A 24,396-nucleotide genomic window follows, 5' to 3' on the forward strand; every position below is an offset into this window, starting at 1 on the left:
TCGATCACGTGAAAACCATCGCCGGACTGGTCGGTCTGACCGCACTCGCCCTCACCCTGAGTCCTGCCGTCGCCCACGCGCAGGACGCGAACTGCTACGACACCACCGTTCCGCTGACCGTCGAGGAGCAACGGCTCGACGACACGCTCGTCACCGGTGGCCCCGCCGTCGGCCCCGAACTCGTGAAGCTGGCCGGGTTCGACGGCCGCGTCACGGACTTCACCGCCAAGCTCTGCCGCCAGATCGCGCCGAAGCAGGCTCAGCAGTTCGTGCAACGCGAGGGCAACGCGCTGTGGAAGGCCGCCGTCGCCCGCGCGCAGAGCACAAAACCCGTGACACACGACGCTTACGACGACCGTCCGCTCTACTGGGCACGGCTGCAGCTCAGCTCCGCGCTGCGCCAGTGGACGCCGCGGTTCGCCATGGCGCCCAACGACCGCGCGAAGCTCATCCAGCAGTTCGACTGGGCGTCACGGGGTTTGAGCGACGCGGCGTTCCCCGCCAGGCCCGGCGTGCGCAAGATCGCGGTGACCGGCTTCGACCCGTTCCAGCTCACCGGCGCGAACGTGCGGCGGGCGAACCCCGCGGGCGCGGCGGCGTTGCAGCTCGACGGCCGTGAGATCTCCACGCCCAGTGGCAAGGTCGTGCTGCAGGCCGCGGTGCTTCCGGTGCTGTGGGGTGGTTTCGACGAGGGCGTCGTCGAGCAGTTCTACGGATCGGCCCTGCAGCAGAAGCCCGACGCGTTCGTGACGATCAGCCAGGGCAGGCCGGGCCGCTTCGACGTCGAGCGGTGGGCGGCGCGCTGGCGTGGTGGCTTCGCGGACAACAACAACGTCGGTTCGTTCGGCAGCGTCCCGAACGCGGCGGGCTGGCCGCAGCCGGCCAACGAGTTCATCGAGACCTCGCTGCCGTTCCAGAAGATGATCGACGCGGGCACCGGCCCGTTCACCGTGAACTTCAACCGGGCGTTCTGCGAGTGGGTCGTCGTCGGTTCGCAGCAGTCGTGCCGCACGGACGAGCCGACGCCGGGCAGGGTCGCGGCGTCCGGTGGCGGCGGTGACTACCTCTCCAACGAGAGCATGTATCGGGCCAACCGGCTGCGAATCGGTTACGGAGCAACGAATGTCCTCGGCGGACACCTGCACACGCCGGTGCTCGGGCAGCCGGCCGACCCGGCCGCGCTGACCGATTCCGCCTTCGAAAAGCAGCGTCGGGACATCGCCGATCAGGTCAAGGCCCTAGTCTCTGTGGTGTGACTCGTGTGCGGCTGGCGGTGGCAATTGTCCTGAGCGCGTTGACGCTGTCCGCGTGCGCGATTCAGGTGGGAGGGCAAGCGGTCCCTGGACCGTTGCCGTCCACGGCCTCCGCCTCCGCGCCCACCCTGCCCAAGGCGGGGCAGTGCATGAACGCCTACGAGCTGAAGGTGCTGCAGTGCACCGAATCGCACGAGGCCGAGGTCATGAGCGTCGGTGAGCTCACCGGCCTGCCGTCGACCTACCCGGACACGCAGGCGCTGCGCAAGGCCGCGCTCCCGCCGTGCCGCCAGACGCTCAGCGAGTACCTGGGCGGCGGCGACTCGGACTCGACGCGCCTGCGGGTCTGGGCGTTCTGGCCGAACGAGCAGGGCTGGAAGGACGGCCAGCGCTGGCGGCTGTGCACCGTCGTGGAGATCAGCCCCGACGAGAAGCCGCTGGCGCGCAAGGGTTCCGTGAAGGACACGCTGAAGACGAACGGCTTCAGCACCTTCCAGACCTGCACCCAGGGTTCGCCGTCGAAGGACCAGGAGGTCAAGGTCGTCGCCTGCAACACCCCGCACCTGGCGGAGGCAGTGCCCGCCGGTGTCGTGTCGCTCGGCAAGTCGACCGACCCCGCTCCGTCCAAGGAGCAGATGAACACGCTGGCGAACGACAAGTGCACCAAGGCCGTGCACGACTACCTGGGCTCGACCAAGCGCACCGACGTGTTCCCCGCGTGGCGGAACCCCGGCTCGCAGGCCTGGTCAGAGGGTTGGACCAACGCCGTCTGCTACGCGGAGGCCACCAAGGCCTTCAGCGGCACTCTCCTCGGCATCCGGGACAACCCGCTCCCGAACTGACCCGGCGACCACGACCATCAGCACGGCGGCCAGGGACAGCACCAGCATCGCGATTCCTGCGATCCCCACGGCACACCTCCCTACCGTCCAGTGACGATCTTTGTGACCGCCATCACACACTTAGGACGTTCCCGGTAGGGGCGAGGTTCATTCCCGGGGCAAGACTTTTTCTGGGTGCGCGAAGAAGTCCCCAGGCTTGTCCACAGCTATCCACAACATGTGCACAAACCCGTCCACACCTGTGGACAACTTCGTCTCATGTGGACGATGAGCTGGGCGGATTCAGAGAAAATTGCTGCACAGGACCACGCCGGCAATCACGCCGATCGCTAAACCGATGCCGAACACGAGGACGTAGCGCCACCGCGACGGACGGACCGGCGGGGCGGGCGGCACCGGGTAGTAGCGCACGATGCCCGTGGTCGGGCCGACCTCCACATCGCGCTGGGAGCCGTCGAAGTTGAGGCCGCCGAGGAAGTCGTCTTGCGTCACACGATCAGTAGTACCTCAAAAAGATGACCCAGCGGTCGCCGTTGACCGCTGGGTCATCACAAACACCTCGAACTGACTAGCCGAGGCGCTGCTTCAGGTTCGCCAGCTCGTCGCGGAGCGTGGTCGGGACCTTCTCGCCGATCTTCTCGAACCACTCCTCGACCAGCGGGATCTCGGCGCGCCACTCGTCGGCGTTGAACTCGAGCGAGGCCTCGATGTCCTCACGCGACGCCTCCAGACCCTCGAGGTCCAGGTCGTCGGCGGTCGGCACGTAGCCGATCGGGGTCTCCTGCGCGGCGGCCTTGCCCTCGATGCGCTCGATGGCCCACTTCAGCACGCGCGAGTTCTCGCCGAATCCGGGCCACAGGAAGCGCTTGTCGTCGCCCCGACGGAACCAGTTGACGTAGAAGATCTTCGGGAGCTTGTCGGCGTCGGCGCGCTTGCCGAGGTCGACCCAGTGCTGGAAGTAGTCGCCGGCGTTGTAGCCGATGAACGGCAGCATCGCCATCGGGTCGCGACGCACGACACCGGTCTTGCCGACCGCGGCGGCCGTGGTCTCCGACGACAGCGTGGCGCCCATGTAGGTGCCGTGCTGCCAGTCGCGCGACTCGGTAACCAGCGGGATCGTCGTGGCGCGGCGGCCACCGAAGAAGATCGCCGAGATCGGGACGCCGTTCGGGTCCTCCCACTCCGGCGCCTTGATGTCGCACTGCTCGATCGGCGTGCAGTAGCGCGAGTTCGGGTGCGCGGCCAGCTCGTCGCCGTCCGGCGTCCAGTCCTGGTGCTTCCACGAGGTCAGGTGGGCAGGCGCCTCGCCGATGCCCTCCCACCAGATGTCGCCGTCGTCGGTCAGCGCGACGTTCGTGAACAGCGAGTTGCCCTTGGCGATGGTGCGCATCGCGTTCGGGTTGGTGTGGTAGTCCGTGCCGGGCGCGACGCCGAAGAAGCCGTTCTCCGGGTTCACCGCGTACAGGCGGCCGTCCTCACCGAAACGCATCCAGGCGATGTCGTCGCCGAGCGTCTCGACCTTCCAGCCGGGGATGGTCGGCTCGAGCATGGCGAGGTTCGTCTTGCCGCAGGCCGACGGGAACGCGGCGGCGATGTAGTACGCCTTGTTCTCCGGCGAGGTGAGCTTGAGGATCAGCATGTGCTCGGCGAGCCAGCCCTCGTCGCGCGCCATGGCGGACGCGATGCGCAGCGAGAAGCACTTCTTGCCCAGCAGGGCGTTGCCGCCGTAGCCGGAGCCGAAGCTCCAGATCTCGCGGGTCTCCGGGAAGTGCGAGATGTACTTGGTCGTGTTGCACGGCCACTGCACGTCTTCCTGGCCGGGCTCCAGCGGAGCGCCGAGCGAGTGCAGCGCGGGCACGTACGGGGCGTCCTCACCGAACAGGTTCAGCGCCTTGGTGCCCATGCGGGTCATGATGTGCATGGAGACGACGACGTACTCCGAGTCGGTGATCTCGACACCGAGCATCGGCTTCTCCGCGTCCAGCGGGCCCATGCAGAACGGGATGACGTACATCGTGCGGCCACGCATGCAGCCCCGGTAGAGCTCGGTCATGATGGCCTTCATCTCGGAAGGGTCCATCCAGTTGTTCGTCGCGCCCGAGTCCTCCTCGCGCACCGAACAGATGTAGGTCCGCTCCTCCACGCGAGCGACGTCACTGGGGTCCGAGGCAGCCCAGAACGAGTTGGGCTTCTTCTTGAGCGGCACGAACGTGCCGGCGTCGACGAGCTTCTTCGTGAGACGGTCCCATTCGCCCTGAGACCCGTCAGCCCAAACAACCTCGTCGGGGCAGGTCAGCTCAGCGACTTCCTGAACCCATGCGAGCAGACGCGCGTGGTTGGTAGGTGCGTGTTCGAGACCGGGAATGGTCACTGCCGTCATCTCGTCTCGTCTCCTGACTGAACGCCTCGGCAACCCGAGCACGTGGTGGTCCGGTGCAGGACTTCGTCGTCCTCGGGAATAGCTCCAGACGCCCGGTGGAGCCGGGCGTACGTGGAAGGGGATGGACCGAGGTTAGCCCGGTGAATGGCAGGTAAAGCACCCCCAGCCTGTCGCTTCCCTCACAAAACCGATTCTGGAATCGATTCAGCACTCGGACGGCGTTAAGGCCGGCTTGAGGTGGGAAAAACACAAGAGACCCCGGTGCGGTTCTCACCACACCGGGGCCTGTGACCTGCGCTTCAGTTACGGGGTCAGTTCGGGCTGATCCACTGCCCCGTTGTGGAATCGATTCGGACGACGCCGTCGAACCGTTCTTCCTCCAGCCAGTCGTCCGAGTCGTCCAAAATGCCGCTCTTCGAGTCGGTCACGTACCGGCCGTCGGACTCGATGTGCCCGTGCTCGACCTCGACCCAGTCGTCGCCGCGGTGCTCGGACATCGTGACCTCGCCGGATCGTGTGATCTCGGTCGCCACGTCGGCCTTGCCGTCGCCGTTCGCGTCGGTGAACAGCCACGTGTCACCGTCGTCGTCCCGCACGATCGCGGTGTCGGCCTTGCCGTCTCCGTCGGTGTCCTCGGTGGCCTGCCCGACGTTTCGTTCGCCGTCGTCTGTCTGCACGACAATCGCCTGCTTGGGCGACGAATTCGTCTTTTCCTGATGAGGGTCGTTCGGGCCTACCGCAACCCACTCGCCGGAATTCTCCTCGAACCGGGCCTGGCTCAGGAGATTGCCGTCCTTGTCGAACGTGCTCATCAGATCGGCGTCACCGTCGCCGTTCGTGTCGGTGAACGCGAGATGACCACCGTCATCCGTCTCGACGACGGCGGAGTCGTTCACGCCGTCCTGGTCGAGGTCGAAGGTGACGTCGGCGGTGTACTCCTCATCCTCGACGGTGACCTTCAACTCGGCGTCGGCCGCACCGTTCTCGTCGATGTACACCGGGACACACCTCCTACTTGCTCATGTACCGGTATGACCCACGTTATGCCGGTTTGGTTCCGTCGCCAACCTTGCGGCGGGTGTGCCCGTCGATCTCGCTCTGGTCGATGGCCGCGTTGAGGGCGGCGCGAAAATCCAGGATCTCGGCGCCGACGAGCGTGAAGGCCGGGCCGTCGGGGCCGGCGATCTCCACCCCACCGGCGCTCATGCTGACCTCGCACACCGCCCGGTTCGCGTAGCTGTCGCTGCAGTGGAGGAGCCCCTCGCGTTGACGCCCATGGTCAACGTCATCTTCGCATCAGGCAGCCTGTATTAGACTTAACTTTAGAGCTACTTGAGGCTAAAGTCGCTCGCCTAAGCGAATGATTGGAAGGCAACCAAGTGGGTCAAGCCCGACAGACCGTGGAGCGCCTCCAACTGGGGCTCACGCTTCAGCGCCTCCGTCTGGCTGCCGGGAAGTCCCAGCAGGAAGCGGCGGACGAGATCGGCCGAAGTGCGGGCCGGTTGAGCCAGGTCGAGAACGGGAAGGGCGCGCTGGGTTCGGAGGAGCTGACCCGGCTGCTCGACTTCTACGAGGTGTCGTCTGCAGAGCGTGACTCGGTGCTTGCGCTGGGCAAGGCGAGCAGGCGCCGACAGCCACGTCTCGGCTACCTCGACACGTTGCCCGACTCGTACGTCCGCTTCATGGACCTGCTCGCGGCAGCAAGGGGCATCGGCTGGTACGAGTGCGGTGTGATTCCCGGCCTCGTTCAGTCGCGGAGATACGTCGAGGGCCTCATCCGCGCGGGCAGTTCTGTCCAGACCGAGGAAGAGACATCGGGACGCATAGCCTTCCGCCTCGACCTTCAGAAGCAGGTGCTCTCCGGCGGAAGAGCCCAGCGCATCGACATCATCTTCACCGAAGACAGCCTTCTACACGTGGTGGGTGACCAGTCGGTGATGCGCGAACAGGTGCTCCATCTCCTGCAGTTGGAGGAGCAACACCCAACCCTGAACATTCGCGTCGTCGGTCTGGCCACGCCTGGCAACCCAGGGCTCGGCGGCGGGATGGTGACGTTGGACTTCGACACGACACAACCGATCACGTTCACATCTACTTTGTACGGCACACCTACCTACTATGATCAGCCGTCCGACACGGCCCGAATGCAACAGATGTTCGAGCAGATCACAGATCTCGCATGGAGCCCGCAGGACAGCCGGGTAGCATTGATCAACTTTCTCTCCAGGAGCCTCTAGTGCGCTGACCAGCATCGATCCCCCCGACGGAACGTTTTCCGAACCTGACTCACTCAATCGGGTAATTCTTCGAACAATTCGCTCTAATCGCGGACACCTCGGCCACTCGGCACAGATCGACTGACTTACCAGCGGAACCAGCCCATGCGCTGGTTTATCGACCATGCCCAACATCAGCAAGGAGCAACTAGGTGAGCCCCTGGCGAAAAGCCCACCACGGTCCAGACGACCCAGACGATGCTGACGATGGCGTCGAGGTCAGGCACACCGACGAAGATGTCTGGGTACGTGACCCCAAAGATCCGAACGGACGGCGCGTCAAGTTTTCGCGCGTTGCTTGGAAATTCTTCCTACGCGCGATCGCGGACGGACCTGATCCGGCCCAGTAGCTCCTCCGCCTTCGAGCGGCCCTGCTCCACCTCCGCGAGCTGACGGGTCACGGCCTGCAGTTCGCGCCCCCGTTCGCCGGCCTCCATCCGCAACGCCCTGTCGACCTCGCGCAGCTCCGCCTCGATGGCCTCGATGCGCTTGGCCAGCGCCTCGTCCAGGGCCAAGGACAGAGCCTGTTCGGCCTCGATCAGCTGTTCGGCGGCCAGTTGGTCCACTGTGGAGCGCGCGTCGGCGATGGCGTCGGAGAGCCACTGCTTGACGTGCTGCTTTTCCGCCGTGTGGGTGCGGGTGCGGGCCATCCACCAGCCCGCGCCGAGGCCCAGGGCGATGGTGACCGGCAGGACGATCGGGTTCAGCACGGCGATGCCGAGGCCCGCGAGTGGCATCACGGCCAGCTTGCCGGCGCCCAGGCCGCCGGAGACGCCCATGAAGACCAGCAGCTTGTCCTCGGCTGTGGGTGGGCGCTTCTCCTTGGGGCGCAACACGACCGGTGGGCGCTCGCCGCGCGCGAACTGGCCGCGGATCAGGGTCAGTTCCTCGGTGTTGAACAGGGTCGCCAGCACTGCGTCGGTGACCTGGGCGAGGCGTACCGAGAGTGCCGTGGAGATGCGGCCGGACACGACCTGCAACGCCGTGTCGACCTGTTGCGGCAGGGACGCGAGGGCGGTGCGGTCGGCGGCGTCGATGGCCTGGCGGTACCAGGTCTGCAGGTCGCGCATCTGGCGTGAGATCTCGTGGGAGTTCTCGATCCTGGCGCGCTGCACTTCGCCGCGCAGCCTCACCTGCCAGCCTCGGGTGGAGGAACGGCGTTCGGTCTGCAGTTCTTCGCGGCGGGCGCGCAGGACGACGGCCTCGTCCTCGCCCACGGACAGGGCGCGCTTCTCGTGTTCGAGGCGGATTTCCAGCTCTGCCAGCACGGTCGACAGCGCGCGCAGGGCGTTGGCCTCGGCCAGCATTCCGGCGCGGCCCGTGACGAGTTCCTGCAGGGCTGTCTGCAGGGCGGAGATGCCGGAACGTTCGCGGAGCATGGCGGCCGCGTCCGGGTTCGGGGCCTGGGCCGCCATGCCGAACATGCGCGACGACACCGGGTGGAAGGTGGCGTCGGCGAAACGCGGGGCGTGCTCGGCGAGCAGGGCCTGGTTGGCGTCGAGGACCTGGCGCCAGCCGCGGTACTGGTCGGTCTTGGTCAGGGCGAAGACGACGGTCTCGACGCGGTCGCCGACGCGTTTGAGGAAGTCGAGCTCGCCGCGGGTGAACGGCGACGAGGCGTCGACGACGAAGACCAGGGCGGTGGCCGAGGTGACCGCTTCCAGGGCCAGTTCGCCGTGCACCGACTCCAGGCCGCCGACGCCGGGAGTGTCCACAACGGACATCCGTTCCAGCAACGGGATCGGGGCGTCCACCTCGACGTAGCGCGGGGGCAGTTCGCCCTCGGGCAGGTCGTGGGCGGCGGAGACCCAGTTGATCAGCGCGGGCAGCGGGAAGCTGACCGGCGCGAGCAGGCCGGGGTAGCAGGCGCGGGCCGCCCAGGTCGGGCCGTGCTGGAAGACGAGGTAGGTCGAGGTGGCCACGTCGGCGTCGACCGGCGAGAGACCTGGGGCCGACAGCAGGGCGTTGACCAGCGACGACTTGCCGCGGTTCGTCTCGCCGACGATCACGACGGACGACACCTCCGGCACCGCGCGGCGAGCCACCCAGTCGGCCATCGACGGGTCGAGCTCGCGCACGACGGACACCAGCCGTTCGCGGGTCTGCCGGACGGTCTGCGAGAGGTTGCTCATCGGGCCGTGTAGACCGTCACGACGGGAGCCCGCAGGACACGGCCGCGGTCGCAGAAGCCGGGCACCTCGGTCTCGGCGACCAGGCCCTGCAACGACAGGTCGTCCGTCGGCATGGTGCCGCCGGCCTCGTGCTGCGACGGGTCGAAGCGCTCACCGTCCGCCCGCACCGCCACGACCCCTATGGACGAGAGGCCTTCCTCGATCCGTTGGACCACGCCCGCACTGGCGCGGTCCAGCGCGTACATGCACAGCTGGACCAGCGCGCGGCGCTCGGCCAGCGCCTGGTCGAGCAGCTCGTCGGCAATGGTCTCCACACCGTGATCCGACGCCAGATCGGCGGGTTCGGTTCCGTTCACGCTCATCGGTGCCCCCCAGCACGTAGTTGCTGCCAGATGAGGAAATACGCCCTGTGGACGACGTGCGCCACTCGAGCCTGCGCCGGAGTCGCGCCGAACGAGGCGAACGAACGCCACCACCCGGCCCGTTCCAGCGCGAACGCGGCCAGCTCGGAGCCGGGCCGACCGGCCATGCCCAGCCGGGCCGCGATGTCCGGGGTGCTGCCGACGCGCAGCACTTCCTCCGTCAGGTCGGGGGCCAGCGTGACCGCGCCGGACGAGACCAGCGTCAACGCCTCCAGCAGCCGCAGTTGATGCGCCTCGGGACGGGCCAGCAGGACCTCGATCGCGTCGTGCACGCGCTGCCGTTCGCCCGCGTCACCCGCGGCCAGCGACGTGACGGAGGCCAGCGCGGCGGCGGCCTTGATGCCGTCGGCCCGTGCCCGGAAGACCGCGTCCAACCGGCCTCGGACGGCCGCGAACCCCGACGCGTCGAACAGCACCCGCCGGAGTGCTCCGGCGGTGAGCGCGGGTTCGGCGTCCAGAGCTCGGAGCGCCTGGCCGATGCCGTAGAGGTCGAGCTTCTCCAGCAACCGGGACCGCACGCCGGCCGCGACGTCGCAGTCCCACGACGTGAAGAGGTCACCGGACATCAGCATCATCGTGCGGGTGTCCGCGTCCAGGGCCGCCAACGCCCGCAACGCCTCCGCGTCCGCCGAGGTGAACTCCCCGGTCTCCGCGGACTCGGCGAGCAGGCTGATCACCGGCAGCACGTCCGCGACCCGCGGCTTGAGCAGGTCGGCCTGCTTCGACGCGAGAATCTGCGCGGCCCGCCAGACGTCGCCCTCCGAGCCCTCGACGGTCTCCGGTGCCACGTTGTCGACCTTGTTCAGCGCGGCGATGGCGTTGACCGGCCCGGCCTCACGGGACGCGGTCGCGGCGGTGAAGGCGGCCAACGTCGAATGATCATCCGCACGCACGCCCTGCGTCACGACGTAGAGAACGGCCTCGGCACCCGCGACCGCGTTGCGCGACACGGGATCCAACAGTTCCTCGGTGCGTGCGACCGAGGCCGCGTCCAGCGAACCGAGCCCTGGCGTGTCGATGACGGTGAAGTCGCGCAGCACGGCATTCGTCAGGTACGCCTCGATGTGCGAGATGCCTTCCACGCCAAGAGAAGCGGGGATCATGCCGTTCGCGTCGAACGGCAGCACCTGCCGTCTGCCGTCTCGCAGCACGACTTCGATGCGGTCGACCGTGCCGTACTGGTAGCGCGTGACGAGCCGGGTGCACTCGCCGATGTCGGTGGGCGCGACCCGGCGTCCGATCAACGCGTTCACCAGAGTCGACTTGCCGGACTTGATCCGGCCGGCGACCGCGACCTGCAACGGCGCGTGCAGGCGGCGCAGCACTTCCTGGAATCCGGCGGCGGTCTGCGGGGAGACCTGTGGTTGCAGGGCAACGCACAGGTTGGCCACCGCCGCACACAGCGGTCCGGCCAGTTGTTGTCCCTGCAACGCCGTCACAGGCACTGATCGTGCCACGGTTTGTGCGCGTGCGTGCGCGGGTAGCCACAGCGCATGGCTGACAGCTACGTGACGTTCCTAGTGCTGGGGATCGTCCTGGTCGCGGTGGACGGCCAGCTGATCTACCACAGCGGCAAGGCATATCTGAGGCGCGCCGCGTACGACGACGAGCAGGCCAGCGGCATGATGAAGCTGACGGCCGTGCTGTTCCACCTCGTCGTGCTCGGCCTGTTGGCGATCGTGTCGATCATCGATTTCGACACCGACAACGCGGTGAAGCACGTGGTCTTGAAGCTGGGCATCGTGCTGTTGCTGCTGGCAGCCGCTCATGGCGCGACGATGGCGATCCTGGCCAGGATTCGGGATCGCCAGATGCAGCAGCAGCTCGCGGACCAGATGGCGGAGGAACACCGCATCTACGAAGAGCGGCAAGAAGAGCGACAGGCACACGTAGGCGAACCGCGGCCCGCGCCCAAGATCGAGTCGCCTTACTCACCCACGTAGTGGGCTCGCACGGCGTTCAGCGCCTCCCCCTCGCTGGCGCCGAGTGACCGAGCGACGGCGACGAACTCCGCCGCAGCGGCGGAGAGCGGGTCCGGTGCATGCGAAGGCAGGGCAGCCACCACGGTGCCCTGCCTTCGTCCTGTCGTGAGCACGCCTTCGGTCTCCAGCTCCCGGTAGGCCCGCGCGACGGTGCCGGCGGCGAGTCCGAGGTCCGCGGCGAGCTGGCGGATCGTCGGCAGCCGAGATCCGACCGGCAGCACACCACCGCCGATCAACCTCACCAACTGGTCGCGCACCTGACGCCAGGGCGCGACGCCGTTCTCGACGTCGACCACGATCCGGGGAGCAGTCACAGCGCCGTCTTCGCCGGCATCGGCTTCGTGTTGGCGAGCGCGATCCACGCGAGGATGCCGACGAACCCCACCACACCGTGAACCAGCACACCCGCCACGCCGGCACCCAGCCCGGCAGAGACGTGCACGCTGCGGGTGCGCAGAGCCAGGTCGACGATCTCGTCACCGACCGCCGGCCGTGCCACGGCGGCCCAGACGATCACCACGACCACGAGCACGGACAGCGCGAGCCAGCCGAGCCGCGCCCATTCTCCCCAGATGACGAGCGGGACCGCCATGACGAGGATGACCACCGGATAGGAGATCAGCACGCCTTTGGCGGCTATGTCGGACAACCCGCGCGGGGCGAGCGACGCCACCCGGCGCCCCTCCCGCGGCACCCGCAGGGCCAGCAGTTCGGCCAGCAACGTGCCCGCGAGCACGACGACGAGGAACTGCGTCGTCGAGTCGTCACGGTTCATGGGAACGAACCCGATCGTCACGTAGAGCCACGGGTAGAGCAGCCGGCGCCGCTTGAGGTAGCGGATGGCGTCCTCGACCTGCGCGTCGGAGGGGTCCTGCACCTGCCACTTCCGCAGCAGCCGCCTGCCCGTCGACGCCGTCGGCCACAGCATGATCAGCAGGAAGAGGCCGACCGCGGCCAGCACCACGAGCTGGATCCAGAAATCCCTGTCGAACACGGCCACCCCCGAAGTTTGTATCAACCCCTCGACACAATAACTCACACTGAAGTCGTACGCAGCGTCAACCCGTGGCGCGACGCGCGGAAGTTCGGCCCGCACCTAACCTTGTCCAGTGCGGCGGTTCAGTCTGTGGATGAAGGCTCATCCGGCGTTCGGGGACTCCCTGATCGCCGGAATTCTGCTGCTCTTCGACATGGGCTTCGCGGTCACAGCGGTCGACAACGGGGTGTCGTTCTCGGCCTACCTCGCGGTGACGCTGCTGATGCTCGGGCCGCTGCCGTTCCGGCGCTACCACCCGCTGGGCACCAGCTACCTGATCCTCGCGGGCGGGTTCCTGCAGCTCTTCACGCACGGTGGCATCAACGGCCTGCCGGTGCGGATGTCCGACTTCGCGCTGGCCATCGCGCTGTACACGCTCGTCGCGAGCACGAACCGCAAGACGGCGTTGATCTACCTGGGCTGGCTGCTCGCGGGCACGCTGCTCTGGGGGATCTTCCAGGTCGGCGAGATCCAGGCCGTGTTCCTCGTGTTCCTGGTCTTCGTGATCTTCGGCTTCAGCTGGGCGATGGGCGAGTTCATCGGCGCCCGCCGCGCCTACCAGCGTGAGATGGAGCAACGACTGGTGCTTCTCGAGACCGAACGCGACCAGCAGGCCAAGATCGCGGTGGGCGAGGAACGTTCCCGGATCGCCCGCGAACTGCACGACGTCGTCGCCCACGCGGTGAGCGTGATGATCGTCCACGCCGACGGCGCCGCCTACACGATCAGGTCCCAGCCGGAGGTGGCGGAGAACGCGGTCCGCACGATCGCCGACACCGGCCGCCAGGCGTTGACCGAGATGCGCCGCCTGCTGGGCGTTCTGCGCAGCGACGACGCCGAGACGCAGTGGGCTCCCCAGCCGGACGCGCGTGGTGTGGTCGAACTGGCCGAGAACACCCGCGCCGCCGGAGTCCCCGTGCGGTTGGAGATCACCGGCGACGTGGACGACCTCCCCGTCGGCGTGGGACTGAGCGTCTACCGGATCGTGCAGGAAGCTCTGACGAACACCATCAAGCACGCGGGAGCCGGCACCACCGCCACGGTGCGGCTGGGCCGCCTGCCGGAGGAACTGCGGCTGGAGGTGACCGACAACGGCTTCGGCACCCCCCACGACGTGGTCAAGGTCTCCGGCGGCAACGGCCTGATCGGCATGAGGGAGAGGGCGGCGGTGCTCGGCGGCGAGTTCGAGGCAGGCCCCAACCCCGGCGGAGGCTGGCGCGTCCGCGCAACATTCCCGCTAGCCGCATAGGGTGATCGAGTGATTCGGGTGCTGCTCGTAGACGACCAGGAACTCATGCGGATGGGCTTTCGCATGGTGCTGGGCGCGCAGGAAGACATCGACGTGATCGGCGAGGCTGCCGACGGCCTCGACGCCGTGCAGATGGCCGACAAGCTCCGGCCCGACGTCGTCCTGATGGACGTCCGCATGCCCGTACTGGACGGTGTGGAGGCGACCAAGCGCATCACCGAGGCCGAGACGGCGAAGGTGCTGGTCATGACCACCTTCGACATGGACGAGTACGCACTGTCGGCGTTGCGCAACGGGGCCAGCGGTTTCCTGCTGAAGGACACCCCGCCGTCCGACCTGGTGTCGGCGCTGCGTGCGGTGGCCTCCGGCGACGCGGTGGTCTCGCCGTCGGTGACCAAGCGGCTGCTGGGCCGGTTCCTCGGCGACGGCGGCGGTGAGCTCCGGGACGCCTCGGTGCTCGACGTGCTGACCGAACGCGAGCGCGAGGTGCTCGTGCTGATCGCGAAGGGCCTGTCGAACACCGAGCTCGCCCGCAAGCTCTTCCTGTCAGAGGCGACGGTGAAGACGCACGTCGGCCGGATCCTCGCGAAGCTGGAGCTGCGAGACCGGGTGCAGGCCGTGGTGCTGGCCTACGAGACCGGTCTCGTCCGCCCCGGCGACGCCTAGCGGTACTTCTCGGGGTCGGCTTCCACCGTCTGACCCGCCATCCGCGGCTTCACGACGTCGTCCCACCAGTGGCCCCAGTCGGGCTGCGAGCCGTCGAGGTCCGTGAACCCGTACTCGCGCTTGAGCTTCCACGACGACAGGCACTGCCCGGAGAACCGCTTGCGGTCCTTGTCCGCCGCGAGGTGCGCGATGCCGCGACCGAGGTAGTGCGGCGTCTCGGACAACGCGTAGTCCGGCACCCTCTCGATCGCGTCGCGCCAGTTCTCCTCGGTGACGCCGAACGTCTCCAGCATCTGCTCGGAGCGCAGGAACCCCGGTGTGGCCGCCAGCGCGGTCACGTTCGGGACGTCCTTGAGGTCCTTCGCCAGTACCTCGCCGAACCGGCGCACCGAGTTCTTCACCGCGTCGTAGGTGAGGTTCACGAAGTACGCCTCGCCGTCCTCGCCGTCGGTCACCTCGACCACGAGGCCGTCGTCGGACCTGATCAGGATCGGCATGAGCTTGTGCAGCGCCACGAGGTGCGTCTCGATGCCGTTGCGCCACATGTGCAGCTGCCGGTCGAGGTCGTGCTCCCAGAACTTGCCCCACTCGACGAGGCTCTCGCCGCCCCAGGCGTTGTCCACGAAGATGTCGAGCTTGTCGATGCGTGCCGCGAGAGCGTCCACATCGGACGGATTCGTCAGGTCGCACCGGACCGCGATCCCCTTGCCGCCGGCGGCGTCCACGAGATCGGCGGTGTCCTCGATCGTCTCCGACCTGCCGACCTCGGACTGCTGCGTGCGGGTGGTCCGGCCGGCGACGAACACGGTCGCCCCTGCCGCCCCGAGCTCCACGGCGATCGCCCGCCCCGCACCGCGGGTGGCGCCGGTGACGACCGCGACCTTCCCGCTCAGATCGGGATCACTTCTTGCTGACACGGCGAGTTCCCCTTCCCTCGTGCCACGAGAGGACGACCATCTCGTCGCCCTCGACGGTGAGCTGCACGACCTCGGTGACGTCGAACCGGAAGAGGTCGATCTCCTCCGGTGCCGGCTGCCAGCCCGTGCGGTCGAACAGGTCCTTCAGGTAGGTCTCCTTGTCCGTCCAGAACTCGGCGGTGCCGCTGATCTTCGCGTCGCCCGCCTCCGTCATCGACGCGGTCGTGGTCATGCAGTGCAGCGCGAACCTCGGATCACGCCGCAGGTCCTTCGACTTCAACGAGCCGGGCATCATGCCCGCCCACAACTCGCCGCGCGTGAAGTCCGGTTCCACGCCGCTGATGCGCGGTGCGCCGTCCTTGCGCAGCGTCGCGATCAACGCGTGCCGGTCCGCGGCGAACCTGCCCTGCACGAACGCGGCCATGTCGGGCTGTTCGGCCGCGAACTCCGCCCAGGTAGCCATCAGCGCATTCCTTTCAGCACCAGATCGATGTCTTCCTCCATGCGCGCCAGCAGGTCGCCGCGCGGGCGCACAGACCAGTCCATCGAGATCCCGTACACCAGCGCGGCGAGGACGCGGGCCGCGTTCGGCGGCAGTTCCTCGGCCGCGCACAGGATCTCCAGTTCCCGTTCCAGCACCGCGTAGTGCTGGGCCAGCAGCGCGCGCAGTTCCGGGTCGATGAGGTCGACCCCGAGCTGCGCCAGGTTGTTCGTCGCCACTTGTGGATCGTTGAGGCGGTCGAACCAGGTCAGCAGCGCCTCGCGGACGGTGCCGGCCTCACGCATCCGTCGCGTGACCTCCTCGGTGCCCGCCTTCGTGAGCGCCTGGAGGAGCCCGCTCTTGGACCCGAACCGCTTGGCCACCGCCCCGACCGACACCCCGGCCTCCGCCGCGACGTCCGCGACGGTGAACTCCGGTCCGCGCCGGTCGATGACGGCCGCGACGGCGTTCAGGATCCGTTCGTCGGTGATCGTGCGAGGTCGTGCCACGACGTTAGTGAACCACAGTTCACTAACCTTCGCATAGGGTGGTGCCACGTGAGCTGGAGACCGCGTCTGGTGGCGCTGGACATCGACGGAACCCTGACCCCTGTCGGCTCGAACGACATCTCGCCCGCCGTGAAAGCGGCTGTGGTGCGCGCGACGGAACACGGCGCTCTCGTCGTGCTCTGCACCGGCCGCAGCCTCATCGGCATCGCCGAGGTCGCCGCACAACTGCCCGTGACGTTCTGCGTGTGCTCCAACGGCGCCGTGTGGTGGGACCCGGCTCGCCGCGAGGTCACCAGGCGCGTGACCTTCGACCCCGGCCCGACGATCAAGGCCCTCCAGACGTTGCTGCCGGGATCGGTGTTCGCGGTGGAACTGACCGGCGTCGGCAGCCTGTCGATGGGCGAGTTCCTGCCGGGCGACCTGTGGGGCGTGACGAGGCAGGCGACGTTCGACGAGATGACGGAGCCGACCTCACGCCTGGTCATGCGTTGGCTGGACCACACGCCGGCCGAGCTGTCGTTCGCCGTCCGCGAGCTGGAACTGCCGGGCGTCGAGTGGTCCGTCGACCACACCGAGGCGTGGCTGACCGCGGTGCCGCTCGACGTGACCAAGGGCTCGGCGCTGGAAGAGATCAGCGCGACGCTGGGTGTCGGTGCCGAGGACGCGCTCGCGATGGGCGACGGGACCAACGACGTCGAGATGCTGCGGTGGGCGGGGGTGGGCGTCGCGATGGGACAGGCGCCGACGAACGTGCACGCGGCGGCGGACGAGGTGGGGCCGACCGTGCTGGAGGACGGCGCGGCGCAGGTGCTGAACCGCTACTTCCCCGGTTAGACGGAGGACAGGACGGTCTCGCGCAGCCAGCGCTGCGCCGGGTCGGCGTCGAGGCGGGCGTACCAGAGCATCCGCGCCTCCACCTCCGGCAGCGGCAGGCCGATCGGGAACCACCGCAGGTCCGAGTACTGCGCGGCGAGGCGCTGCGGGACCAGGCCGAGGTAGTCGCTCGACGCCACCAACTGGGCGGCGGCCGAGAAGAACGGCACCACCGCGGCGACGTGCCGGCGCAGGCGGACGGCGTGCAGGGCATCATCCAGCGGGCCGCGCACCCGGCCGCGGCGGGACACCGAGACGTGCGGGTGGCGGCAGAGCTGGATACGCGCGCAACTACGGCGTCGCCCCGCTCACCACCGTCAACAACTAGTCCGAGACATTCTGCACGGCGACGACCTTGTCGACCTTGATCCGCACGACCATCTCGCCCGGCACGCCGTTGCGCTCGGCGTACTCGTCGGCGCGGTCGTCGCCCATGTAGCGCGCGGCGGTGCGGCCCGCCCAGTACTTGAGCTGTTCGGGGTCCTCGTCGATCACGGCCTGGCCGGTGATCGTCACGAAGTTGAACGGCGGCGTCTCGTCGTCGAAGCACAGGGCGACGCGGCCGTCGCGCAGGATCGACTTGCCCTTGATGGTGTCGCGGGCGGTCAGGAAGACGACGTCGGGGCCGTCGAGATCCACCCAGACCGGTGCGACGTGCGGTGATCCGTCCTTGCGGGTGACCGCGAGCTTGCCGGTGCGGGCTGGTTTGGCCAGGACGAACTCGCGCCACCAGCCGTCCGGGGCTTCCGTGTATCCCATGTGGCTCATTCAACTACGACGGAGGTAGCGGCACCGGGCGACGGAAGTTGACGCACACCGCAGACCGCAGGCCGATGTGCCAGGACCCCTCGGAGGGACAGAGTGATCCCATCATCGAGAGGGGAAAGCCAATGATCGAGGCAGTCGGCCTCACCAAGAGATACGGCAGGACGGTCGCGGTCGACGACCTGTCGTTCACCGTCCAACCTGGACGAGTGACCGGGTTCCTCGGTCCCAACGGCGCGGGCAAGTCCACGACCATGCGGATGATCCTGGGGCTCGACCGTCCGACGGCAGGCCGCGTGCTGATCGACGGAAAGCCCTACGTGGAGCTCGACCGTCCACTGCAGACGGTCGGCGCGCTGCTCGACGCCAAGTGGGTGCACCCCAACCGGTCCGCTCGTGCCCACCTGCGCTGGCTCGCGAAGTCCAACGGGCTGCCGAACAAGCGGGTGGACGCGGTCCTGGAGGCCGTCGGTCTCACCCAGGTCGCCGGCAAGAACGCCGGCGGGTTCTCGCTCGGCATGTCGCAGCGGCTGGGGATCGCCGCGGCACTGCTCGGCGACCCGAAGGTGCTGCTGTTCGACGAGCCGGTCAACGGCCTCGACCCGGAGGGCATCCTCTGGATCCGCACGTTCATGCAGAACCTCGCCGCCGAGGGCCGCACGGTCCTGGTGTCGAGCCACCTGCTGTCGGAGATGGCGCTGACGGCCAGCGAGCTCATCGTGATCGGCCGGGGGAAGCTGATCACCCAGAGCAGCACGCAGGAGTTCATCGACGGCGCGACGGGTAACTCCGTCGTCGTGCGCAGTCCTCAGCTCTTCAAGCTCGGCCCGCTGCTCGTCGACAAGGGCTTCACCGTTCGTGACGGTGCGGACGGCGCGTTGTCCGTATCGGGTGCAACGAGTGACCAGATCGGGGACATCGCCGCTGCTAACGGTGTTGTTCTGCACGAGCTCAGCCCCCAGCGCGGTTCGCTCGAAGAGGCGTTCATGCAGCTGACCGGCGATGCTGTCGAGTACCACGCAGAGATCGGGAAGTGAGTCTGATGACCCTGTTGGCTGTTGAGAGAATCAAGCTCTTCTCGACCCGCTCGCCGTACTGGTGCAGCGCGCTCGCCCTGATCCTCGGTGTCGGCCTCACCGCGATCATCGCGGCCTCGACCGACAACGGCCAGCTGTCCCTCGGCGCCACGCAGTTCGGCAGCAGCCAGCTCGCGTTGTCCGTCGTGCTGGTGATGGCGGCCCTCGCGGTCACCACCGAGTACCGCTTCAGCACGATCCGCGCCACGTTCCTCGCGGTGCCGAACCGCACGTCCGCACTGGTCGCCAAGACCGTCGTGGTGGCGTTCATCGCCGGTGTCCTCGGCGAGATCATCGCGTTCGGCTCGGTCGGCATGGCGAAGCTGCTGTCGCCCGCCTCCGACCTCGCGATCAACTCCGGCGCCGAGTGGCGGCACGTCGCGGGTGTCGGCCTGCTGTACGGAATCGGCGCGATCATCGCGATCGCGGTCGGCATCCTGGTCCGCCAGACCGCCGGCGCCGTGGCGATCCTGCTCGTCTGGAACATGCTGCTCGAAGGCCTGATCGGGATCATCCCCAAGGCCGGCGTCAAGATCCAGGCGTGGCTGCCCTTCATGAACGCCAACCACTTCCTGCAGCTCGGCGGCGAGAACCCGGCCGAACAGGCGGGGGCGGGCGTCGACTTCAAGTTCAGCCAGTGGGGATCGCTGGCCTACTTCGCCGCCATCGCGATCGCGATGCTGGTGGTCGCACTGATCGTCGCGAAGCGGCGGGACGCGTGACCTGTTCCGAATAAAGGGGGAGAGGGACCTGGGCCATCCGTCGGGGGGTGACCCAGGTCCCTGTCAGTTCTTTCGAGCGAACCGGGAGAGGTCATGATCGAAGCAGTCAGTCTTCGCAAGCACTACGGCAAGACCAAGGCCGTCGACGACCTGTCGTTCGTCGTCAGGCCGGGCCGCGTGACCGGGTTCCTCGGTCCGAACGGCGCAGGCAAGTCCACGACCATGCGGATGATCCTCGGCCTCGACACCCCCACCGGCGGCGACGTCAAGATCGACGGGAAGCACTACGTCGAGCTCAAGCAGCCGCTGCGCAAGGTCGGCGCGCTGCTCGACGCGAAGTGGGTGCACCCCAACCGTTCCGCGCGTTCGCACCTGAAGTGGCTCGCGGTCTCGAACAAGATCCCGGTCAGCCGGGTGAAGGACGTGCTGGAGATCGTCGGCCTCACCGAGGTCGCGCACAAGAACGCCGGCGGGTTCTCGCTCGGCATGGCGCAGCGGCTCGGCATCGCGGGCGCGCTGCTCGGCGACCCCGAGGTGCTGCTGTTCGACGAGCCGGTCAACGGCCTCGACCCCGAGGGCATCCTCTGGATCCGGCAGTTCATGCACCGGCTCGCGGGCGAGGGCCGCACGGTTTTCGTGTCGAGCCACCTGCTGTCGGAGATGGCGCAGACCGCCCAGGACCTGATCGTGATCGGCAGGGGCCAGCTGATCTCGCAGACCACCACCGAGCAGTTCATCGCCGACGCGACCCAGGACACCGTCCGGGTGCGGTCGCCGCACGCCGCGAAACTGCGGGAGATCCTCGCGGCGCACGCGACGGTCACCGACGACTCGGTGAGCGGAAGCCTGGTGGTGCACGGGATTCCGGCGCAGCAGATCGGTGAGCTCGCGGCGGAGAACCAGATCGTGCTGCACGAACTCAGCCCTCAGCGCGGTTCGCTGGAGGAGGCCTTCATGCAGCTCACCAAGGAGTCGGTGGAGTATCACGCACACTGACGACGGGCTTGGGGCGCCGCGACCTGATGGCCGGTAGTGCGATCAGCAGACCGGTCATCACCGCGGTGCCGCCCGCGACGGCGGCGACGAACGGCAGCCTGGCCTTCACGTCGACCGGCTGCTGCGAGGGGCGTTGCGCCGCGAGCGTCGGAGTCGGTTGCGTCGTCGAGGGTGGCGGCGCCGGCAGCAGCGGATTGCGTTCCACCGCCGGGAGTTGCGCGGTGAGCGCGCCCATCGGGTTGACCATGCCGAACCCGGTCGCCGCGTCCCTGCCGGGTTCCGCCAGGTCGGTCGCGGTCTTGATCAACGCGTTGACGACGTCCTTCGCCGGCATCTGCGGGTGCTTGGCCCGCACCAGCGCGACCACTCCGGTCACGATCGCCGACGCCGCGCTCGTGCCGTCCATCTCGGCATAGCCGCTGGCGTAGACGCCTTCCGGCGCGATCGTCACGATGCCCTCCGCCGGAGCCGCGAGCACCGTGTCCGCGCCGACGTTGGACGACGCCCACGGCTTGCCCGCCTTGTTCGTGCCCGCGACCGCGATCACGCCGTTGATGTTGGCGGGCGCGGAGACCTCCTTGCCCTCGTTGCCGGTGGCGGCGACGAGGACGACGTCCTTCTCGATCGCGTAGTTCACGGCCTTGACCAGCGTCGGCGTCATCGAACTGGAGAAGCCCAGCGACATGTTGACGACCTTGGCGCCGTGGTCGGCGGCCCATCTGATGCTGTCGGCGACGACGTCGAGCCCGAACTGCTCCTTCTCGTCGGCACTCGCGATCGGCAGGATCTTGGCGCCGGGCGCGATGCCGAGCGCGCCGCCGCCCTTGCCGTTCGCGGCGATGATCCCGGCCATCCCGGTGCCGTGGCCGTCGGTGTCGGTCGTGCCGTCGGTGCCCTTGGAACGGCCGAAGCCCGCTCCGGGTAAGACCTGCCCGGCGAGGTCGGGGTGCTTGGCGTCGACGCCCGAGTCGATGACCGCGACGATCACACCGTCCCCGCGCGCCTGGGCCTGCGCCGTGTACACGTCGAGCGCGTCGAGGTGCCACTCCTGCTCCTCGATCGACTGCGCGGCGAGCAGCAACGGCAGCGCGACGGCGAGCGCGGAGAGCAGGTGCACGTCAGCTACATCGTGTTTCCAGGTCACGGCGCAACGTGCCTGGCGTCACACTGTGCGTAAGAGCGCTGTTAACAACCCGTGAAAAGCCGCAATTTGGACAACTTCGTTGTTTGACGTCGCGTTCAATGGGGTTATCCCCGTGCCGGAGGTGGCCTGTGGCGGTCCGTGTCGAAGCAATGCTCAGCCTCGAGTGGTCTGATGCGCTCGAAGTTCCGAACTCCTCTGATCTGGCCAACGCACCGGCGGAACTTCGCCGGTCGTGGGTGAACAAGGCGGACGAGAAGCAGGTCCTGGCGACCTATCGTGCCGTGAACGCCGTTGGTGACGCGCCCGCGCCGTGGTGGCTGCGTGCGCTGGACCGCGGGAAGCTGTCGTCCCGTGCCGAGGGTCACGCCGTCGAGGACGCCGTGACCGAACTGCTGTCCGCTCGTCCCGGCTGGGTCTTCGTGCCGTGGGTCGACTACGGCGAGATCGGCTACTGGGAGTTCGTTCCCTCCGAAAGTGGTGTCTACGGTCCCGCAACGCCGACGACCGTGCAGTTCACCGCCGCTCACCGCGGCTGGATTCACCTCGTACCCGCGCACCACGGACCCGGTCACGCCCAGCCGATCGACTTCACCATCGATGACCTGCGTGCTCAGATCGAGGACATCGAACTGATTGCTTAGACTCTCCGGTCGTGACCAGGCCTGAGTTCCCCCGTTCCATCGTCAGCTTCGTCCAGCGCGGCGAGCGCATGACCGTGGGACAGGAGCGTGCCTGGGACACGTACTGGGAGAAGATGGGCAACGACGTGAAGTCGTTGCCCGAGGGGCCGCTGGACTTCGACTCCTGGTTCGGCCGCTCCGCGCCCGTGCTGCTGGAGATCGGGTCCGGCATGGGCGAGACCACCTCGCAGCTCGTGGCCGCCGCGCCCGAGCTCAACTACGTCGCCGTCGAGGTCTACAAGCCGGGCCTCGCCCAGCTGCTGCTGCGCGGCGAGCACCTCGGGGGGCTCGACAACCTGCGCGTGCTGCGCGGTGACGCCGTCGACCTGCTGACCGACCACATCGCACCCGCGTCGTTGCACGGCGTGCGGATCTTCTTCCCGGACCCGTGGCCGAAGAAGAAGCACCACAAGCGCCGGCTCGTGCAGCCGGAGTTCGTGGCGCTGCTGGCGTCGCGGCTGGAGCCGGGTGGCGTGCTGCACCTCGCGACGGACTGGGAGCACTACGCGGACCAGATGCTGGAGGTCTGCTCCGGCGAGCGGCTGCTGACCAACGTCCACGACGGCTGGGCGCCGCGGCCTGACTGGCGGCCCGTCACGAAGTTCGAGCAGCGGGCCGTGAACGAAGATCGGGTCTCGCACGACCTGATGTTCCGGCGGAACGACCTCACCTGATCGAGGTCTCAAGCCGATCGAGTGAACACCCTGGGTCTAGCCTTCACTCGTTGGAGTGGCGGGTGTTGATCACCCGAAATGCCCCGAGTGGCAGTGACGCGTGAGGCTGTTCCGGCCTTAGCGTCTCGCTGCGTGACCCCCGACGTCCTCCCCGTCGCGGAGGAGTTCGTCCGCATGTACCACGCGGCGCACTCCGACGCAGGCTCGCTGACCGCCCGCATCGCCCAGGTGCGCGCCGAGATCACCGAGACCGGAACCTACCGCCACACCACCAACGAGCTCGCGTACGGCGCGCGGATCGCGTTGCGAGATTCCGGCTGGTGCACCTCAGGTGTGCCGTGGCGCCGGCTGAAAGTCCGCGATCTGCGCGGCTATCGCAACGCGGCCGCCGTCGCCGGCGAATGCGTCGAACATCTTCGGCTGGCGACCAACGGCGGTGAAATTCGGCCGCTGGTAACGGTTTTCGCGCCGGACGCGCCCGGTTCGCCAGGGCCGGTGATCTGGAACGAGCAGCTGATCCGCTACGCCGGGTACTCCGACGGCGTGGGGGACCGCCGGTACGCCGGGTTCACCGAGACCATGCAGGGCATGGGCTGGCGGCCACCGGTGCGGCGCTCACGCTTCGACCTGTTGCCGTTGGTGGTGGAGACGCAGCACGAGGGACCGCGGCTGTTCACGCTGCCGTCCGAGATCGTGCACGAAGTTCCTTTGGAGCACCCGACTCTGCCGTGGTTCGGCGAGATGGGGCTGCGCTGGCACGCGGTTCCGGTCATCGCGAACATGCGGCTGTCGATCGGTGGCGTGCACTACCCGGCCGCACCGTTCAACTCGTGGTTCGTCGGCGCCGAGATCGGCACGCGGTCGCTGGCTGAGGAAGGTGCTTACGGTGTGGCGCGTGAGGTTGCCGATGCGTTGGGTTTGGACACCTCGTCCGAACGCACGCTGTGGCGGGACTTCGCGACCGTTCACCTGAACGCGGCAGTGCTGCACTCGTTCGACAAGGCGGCCGTCACCATCACGGACCACCACGCGGAAGCGTTGCACCGTCTCGCTTGGCTGCGCTCCCGCCAACGCCCGTCTGCCGCGCGTCCCGCGTTCCGGTTGGACACCGCGGCCGCGGCGCGCGCACGGAACGGTTCTCCGGCGCGCTTCACGGCCGCGTTGGACGAGACCCGGCCTCAGCCGACGAGCAGGCTGGCGGAACTGCTCCGCCAGCAACACTCCCTGACCAGCGTCTGACTTCCCCATCACACGCTGGCTGCCGGGAAGACCTAGTGCTTCGAGTCGATCATCACGCCTGAGAGAGCCATCAGCGCAAGGA

The 24,396-nt window shown here is 68.0% G+C and carries 28 protein-coding genes and 1 pseudogene; 14 read left to right on the top strand and 15 right to left on the bottom strand.

Annotation, left to right across the window (positions count from 1 at the left end; translation table 11 throughout):
• Positions 1 to 8: 8 nt before the first annotated feature.
• A complete protein-coding gene (locus tag ACH413_RS15820; RefSeq protein WP_360040477.1) occupies positions 9 to 1,256 on the top strand; it encodes a hypothetical protein in 1,248 nt (415 codons plus the stop codon).
• Positions 1,253 to 2,095: a septum formation family protein gene (locus ACH413_RS15825; RefSeq protein ID WP_360040474.1), complete on the top strand. Its 843-nt coding sequence runs from the start codon at positions 1,253 to 1,255 to the stop codon at positions 2,093 to 2,095. Before ACH413_RS15820 ends, ACH413_RS15825 begins: the two co-directional genes overlap by 4 nt.
• Positions 2,096 to 2,377: 282 nt before the next feature.
• Here ACH413_RS15825 and ACH413_RS15830 read toward each other — a convergent pair whose 3' ends face one another.
• From ACH413_RS15830 to ACH413_RS15845, 4 genes are all read right to left on the bottom strand, one after another.
• Entirely contained in the window at positions 2,378 to 2,587 is a 210-nt protein-coding gene (locus ACH413_RS15830) for a hypothetical protein (RefSeq protein ID WP_360040471.1), read from the bottom strand.
• Positions 2,588 to 2,663: 76 nt separating this feature from the next.
• Positions 2,664 to 4,475 (bottom strand): phosphoenolpyruvate carboxykinase (GTP), encoded by a 1,812-nt coding sequence (locus ACH413_RS15835; protein WP_360040468.1) that lies wholly within the window; start codon positions 4,473 to 4,475, stop codon positions 2,664 to 2,666.
• A 311-nt stretch (positions 4,476 to 4,786) separates the two neighbouring features.
• Entirely contained in the window at positions 4,787 to 5,473 is a 687-nt protein-coding gene (locus ACH413_RS15840; protein ID WP_360040466.1) for a DUF6802 family protein, read from the bottom strand.
• A 43-nt stretch (positions 5,474 to 5,516) separates the two neighbouring features.
• Positions 5,517 to 5,681, bottom strand: a complete 165-nt coding sequence (locus ACH413_RS15845) for a hypothetical protein (RefSeq protein ID WP_360040463.1) — start codon at positions 5,679 to 5,681, stop codon at positions 5,517 to 5,519.
• 194 nt (positions 5,682 to 5,875) lie between these two features.
• On the opposite strand from ACH413_RS15845, the gene ACH413_RS15850 reads away from it, so the two are divergent.
• A complete protein-coding gene (locus tag ACH413_RS15850) occupies positions 5,876 to 6,712 on the top strand; it encodes a helix-turn-helix transcriptional regulator (protein ID WP_360040460.1) in 837 nt (278 codons plus the stop codon).
• A gap of 191 nt (positions 6,713 to 6,903) precedes the next feature.
• Complete coding sequence (locus tag ACH413_RS15855) at positions 6,904 to 7,101, top strand: DUF397 domain-containing protein (protein ID WP_360040457.1); 198 nt, start codon at positions 6,904 to 6,906, stop codon at positions 7,099 to 7,101.
• On the opposite strand, the gene ACH413_RS15860 is transcribed toward ACH413_RS15855, so the two are convergent.
• The 3 genes from ACH413_RS15860 to ACH413_RS15870 are packed head-to-tail and all read right to left on the bottom strand — an operon-like array spanning position 7,063 to position 10,744.
• Positions 7,063 to 8,883, bottom strand: coding sequence for a dynamin family protein (locus tag ACH413_RS15860; protein WP_360040454.1), 1,821 nt, complete (start codon positions 8,881 to 8,883; stop codon positions 7,063 to 7,065). The two genes, ACH413_RS15855 and ACH413_RS15860, sit on opposite strands and share 39 nt — an antisense overlap.
• Positions 8,880 to 9,245 (bottom strand): nucleotide exchange factor GrpE, encoded by a 366-nt coding sequence (gene grpE / locus ACH413_RS15865; RefSeq protein ID WP_093595321.1) that lies wholly within the window; start codon positions 9,243 to 9,245, stop codon positions 8,880 to 8,882. Before grpE ends, ACH413_RS15860 begins: the two co-directional genes overlap by 4 nt.
• Positions 9,242 to 10,744, bottom strand: a complete 1,503-nt coding sequence (locus ACH413_RS15870; protein WP_360040451.1) for a dynamin family protein — start codon at positions 10,742 to 10,744, stop codon at positions 9,242 to 9,244. Before ACH413_RS15870 ends, grpE begins: the two co-directional genes overlap by 4 nt.
• 54 nt (positions 10,745 to 10,798) lie before the next feature.
• On the opposite strand from ACH413_RS15870, the gene ACH413_RS15875 reads away from it, so the two are divergent.
• Entirely contained in the window at positions 10,799 to 11,248 is a 450-nt protein-coding gene (locus ACH413_RS15875; RefSeq protein ID WP_360040449.1) for a hypothetical protein, read from the top strand.
• Here the strand turns inward: ACH413_RS15875 and ACH413_RS15880 are convergent.
• Both ACH413_RS15880 and ACH413_RS15885 read right to left on the bottom strand, forming a co-directional pair.
• Complete coding sequence (locus ACH413_RS15880; protein WP_360040447.1) at positions 11,233 to 11,601, bottom strand: GntR family transcriptional regulator; 369 nt, start codon at positions 11,599 to 11,601, stop codon at positions 11,233 to 11,235. The genes ACH413_RS15875 and ACH413_RS15880 overlap by 16 nt on opposite strands.
• Complete coding sequence (locus ACH413_RS15885; RefSeq protein WP_360040445.1) at positions 11,598 to 12,287, bottom strand: hypothetical protein; 690 nt, start codon at positions 12,285 to 12,287, stop codon at positions 11,598 to 11,600. Before ACH413_RS15885 ends, ACH413_RS15880 begins: the two co-directional genes overlap by 4 nt.
• 109 nt (positions 12,288 to 12,396) lie before the next feature.
• On the opposite strand from ACH413_RS15885, the gene ACH413_RS15890 reads away from it, so the two are divergent.
• Complete coding sequence (locus tag ACH413_RS15890) at positions 12,397 to 13,572, top strand: sensor histidine kinase (RefSeq protein WP_360040443.1); 1,176 nt, start codon at positions 12,397 to 12,399, stop codon at positions 13,570 to 13,572.
• Between the two features lie 9 nt (positions 13,573 to 13,581).
• The gene (locus tag ACH413_RS15895; protein ID WP_319976447.1) at positions 13,582 to 14,238 is read left to right on the top strand and encodes a response regulator transcription factor; all 657 of its coding nucleotides are present in this window, start codon (positions 13,582 to 13,584) and stop codon (positions 14,236 to 14,238) included.
• Here the strand turns inward: ACH413_RS15895 and ACH413_RS15900 are convergent.
• The 3 genes from ACH413_RS15900 to ACH413_RS15910 are packed head-to-tail and all read right to left on the bottom strand — an operon-like array spanning position 14,235 to position 16,145.
• Positions 14,235 to 15,155 (bottom strand): SDR family oxidoreductase, encoded by a 921-nt coding sequence (locus tag ACH413_RS15900; RefSeq protein WP_360040440.1) that lies wholly within the window; start codon positions 15,153 to 15,155, stop codon positions 14,235 to 14,237. The two genes, ACH413_RS15895 and ACH413_RS15900, sit on opposite strands and share 4 nt — an antisense overlap.
• Positions 15,139 to 15,618, bottom strand: a complete 480-nt coding sequence (locus ACH413_RS15905; RefSeq protein ID WP_360040437.1) for a pyridoxamine 5'-phosphate oxidase family protein — start codon at positions 15,616 to 15,618, stop codon at positions 15,139 to 15,141. Before ACH413_RS15905 ends, ACH413_RS15900 begins: the two co-directional genes overlap by 17 nt.
• A complete protein-coding gene (locus ACH413_RS15910) occupies positions 15,618 to 16,145 on the bottom strand; it encodes a TetR/AcrR family transcriptional regulator (RefSeq protein WP_360040434.1) in 528 nt (175 codons plus the stop codon). The genes ACH413_RS15905 and ACH413_RS15910 overlap by 1 nt, the downstream gene beginning before the upstream one ends.
• Positions 16,146 to 16,193: 48 nt before the next feature.
• Here ACH413_RS15910 and ACH413_RS15915 point away from each other — a divergent pair, with 48 nt between their 5' ends.
• Positions 16,194 to 16,979, top strand: coding sequence for an HAD family hydrolase (locus ACH413_RS15915; protein WP_360040431.1), 786 nt, complete (start codon positions 16,194 to 16,196; stop codon positions 16,977 to 16,979).
• Here ACH413_RS15915 and ACH413_RS15920 read toward each other — a convergent pair.
• Both ACH413_RS15920 and ACH413_RS15925 read right to left on the bottom strand, forming a co-directional pair.
• A pseudogene (locus ACH413_RS15920) lies at positions 16,976 to 17,323 on the bottom strand (LysR substrate-binding domain-containing protein); the annotation flags it as partial. The gene ACH413_RS15915 and the pseudogene ACH413_RS15920 overlap by 4 nt on opposite strands.
• Positions 17,324 to 17,342: 19 nt before the next feature.
• Entirely contained in the window at positions 17,343 to 17,777 is a 435-nt protein-coding gene (locus ACH413_RS15925) for a PPOX class F420-dependent oxidoreductase (RefSeq protein ID WP_360040428.1), read from the bottom strand.
• A 131-nt stretch (positions 17,778 to 17,908) separates the two neighbouring features.
• On the opposite strand from ACH413_RS15925, the gene ACH413_RS15930 reads away from it, so the two are divergent.
• The 3 genes from ACH413_RS15930 (at position 17,909) to ACH413_RS15940 (ending at position 20,577) form a co-directional block, all read left to right on the top strand.
• A complete protein-coding gene (locus tag ACH413_RS15930; protein ID WP_360040425.1) occupies positions 17,909 to 18,820 on the top strand; it encodes an ATP-binding cassette domain-containing protein in 912 nt (303 codons plus the stop codon).
• A 5-nt stretch (positions 18,821 to 18,825) separates the two neighbouring features.
• Positions 18,826 to 19,581 (top strand): hypothetical protein, encoded by a 756-nt coding sequence (locus ACH413_RS15935; protein WP_360040422.1) that lies wholly within the window; start codon positions 18,826 to 18,828, stop codon positions 19,579 to 19,581.
• 93 nt (positions 19,582 to 19,674) lie between these two features.
• A complete protein-coding gene (locus ACH413_RS15940) occupies positions 19,675 to 20,577 on the top strand; it encodes an ATP-binding cassette domain-containing protein (RefSeq protein ID WP_360040419.1) in 903 nt (300 codons plus the stop codon).
• Here ACH413_RS15940 and mycP read toward each other — a convergent pair.
• Positions 20,543 to 21,721 (bottom strand): type VII secretion-associated serine protease mycosin, encoded by a 1,179-nt coding sequence (mycP, locus tag ACH413_RS15945; RefSeq protein ID WP_360040417.1) that lies wholly within the window; start codon positions 21,719 to 21,721, stop codon positions 20,543 to 20,545. The two genes, ACH413_RS15940 and mycP, sit on opposite strands and share 35 nt — an antisense overlap.
• A 128-nt stretch (positions 21,722 to 21,849) precedes the next feature.
• On the opposite strand from mycP, the gene ACH413_RS15950 reads away from it, so the two are divergent.
• The 3 genes from ACH413_RS15950 (at position 21,850) to ACH413_RS15960 (ending at position 24,314) form a co-directional block, all read left to right on the top strand.
• Positions 21,850 to 22,362: a hypothetical protein gene (locus tag ACH413_RS15950; RefSeq protein ID WP_360040414.1), complete on the top strand. Its 513-nt coding sequence runs from the start codon at positions 21,850 to 21,852 to the stop codon at positions 22,360 to 22,362.
• A gap of 68 nt (positions 22,363 to 22,430) precedes the next feature.
• On the top strand, positions 22,431 to 23,075 hold the full coding sequence (trmB, locus tag ACH413_RS15955; protein ID WP_360041064.1) for a tRNA (guanosine(46)-N7)-methyltransferase TrmB: 645 nt from the start codon (positions 22,431 to 22,433) through the stop codon (positions 23,073 to 23,075).
• A gap of 132 nt (positions 23,076 to 23,207) precedes the next feature.
• Positions 23,208 to 24,314, top strand: coding sequence for a nitric oxide synthase oxygenase (locus ACH413_RS15960; protein WP_360040411.1), 1,107 nt, complete (start codon positions 23,208 to 23,210; stop codon positions 24,312 to 24,314).
• Positions 24,315 to 24,396 lie beyond the last annotated feature (82 nt).

It is taken from the genome of Lentzea sp. NPDC020367, assembly GCF_044387305.1.
Lineage (GTDB): Bacteria > Actinomycetota > Actinomycetes > Mycobacteriales > Pseudonocardiaceae > Lentzea.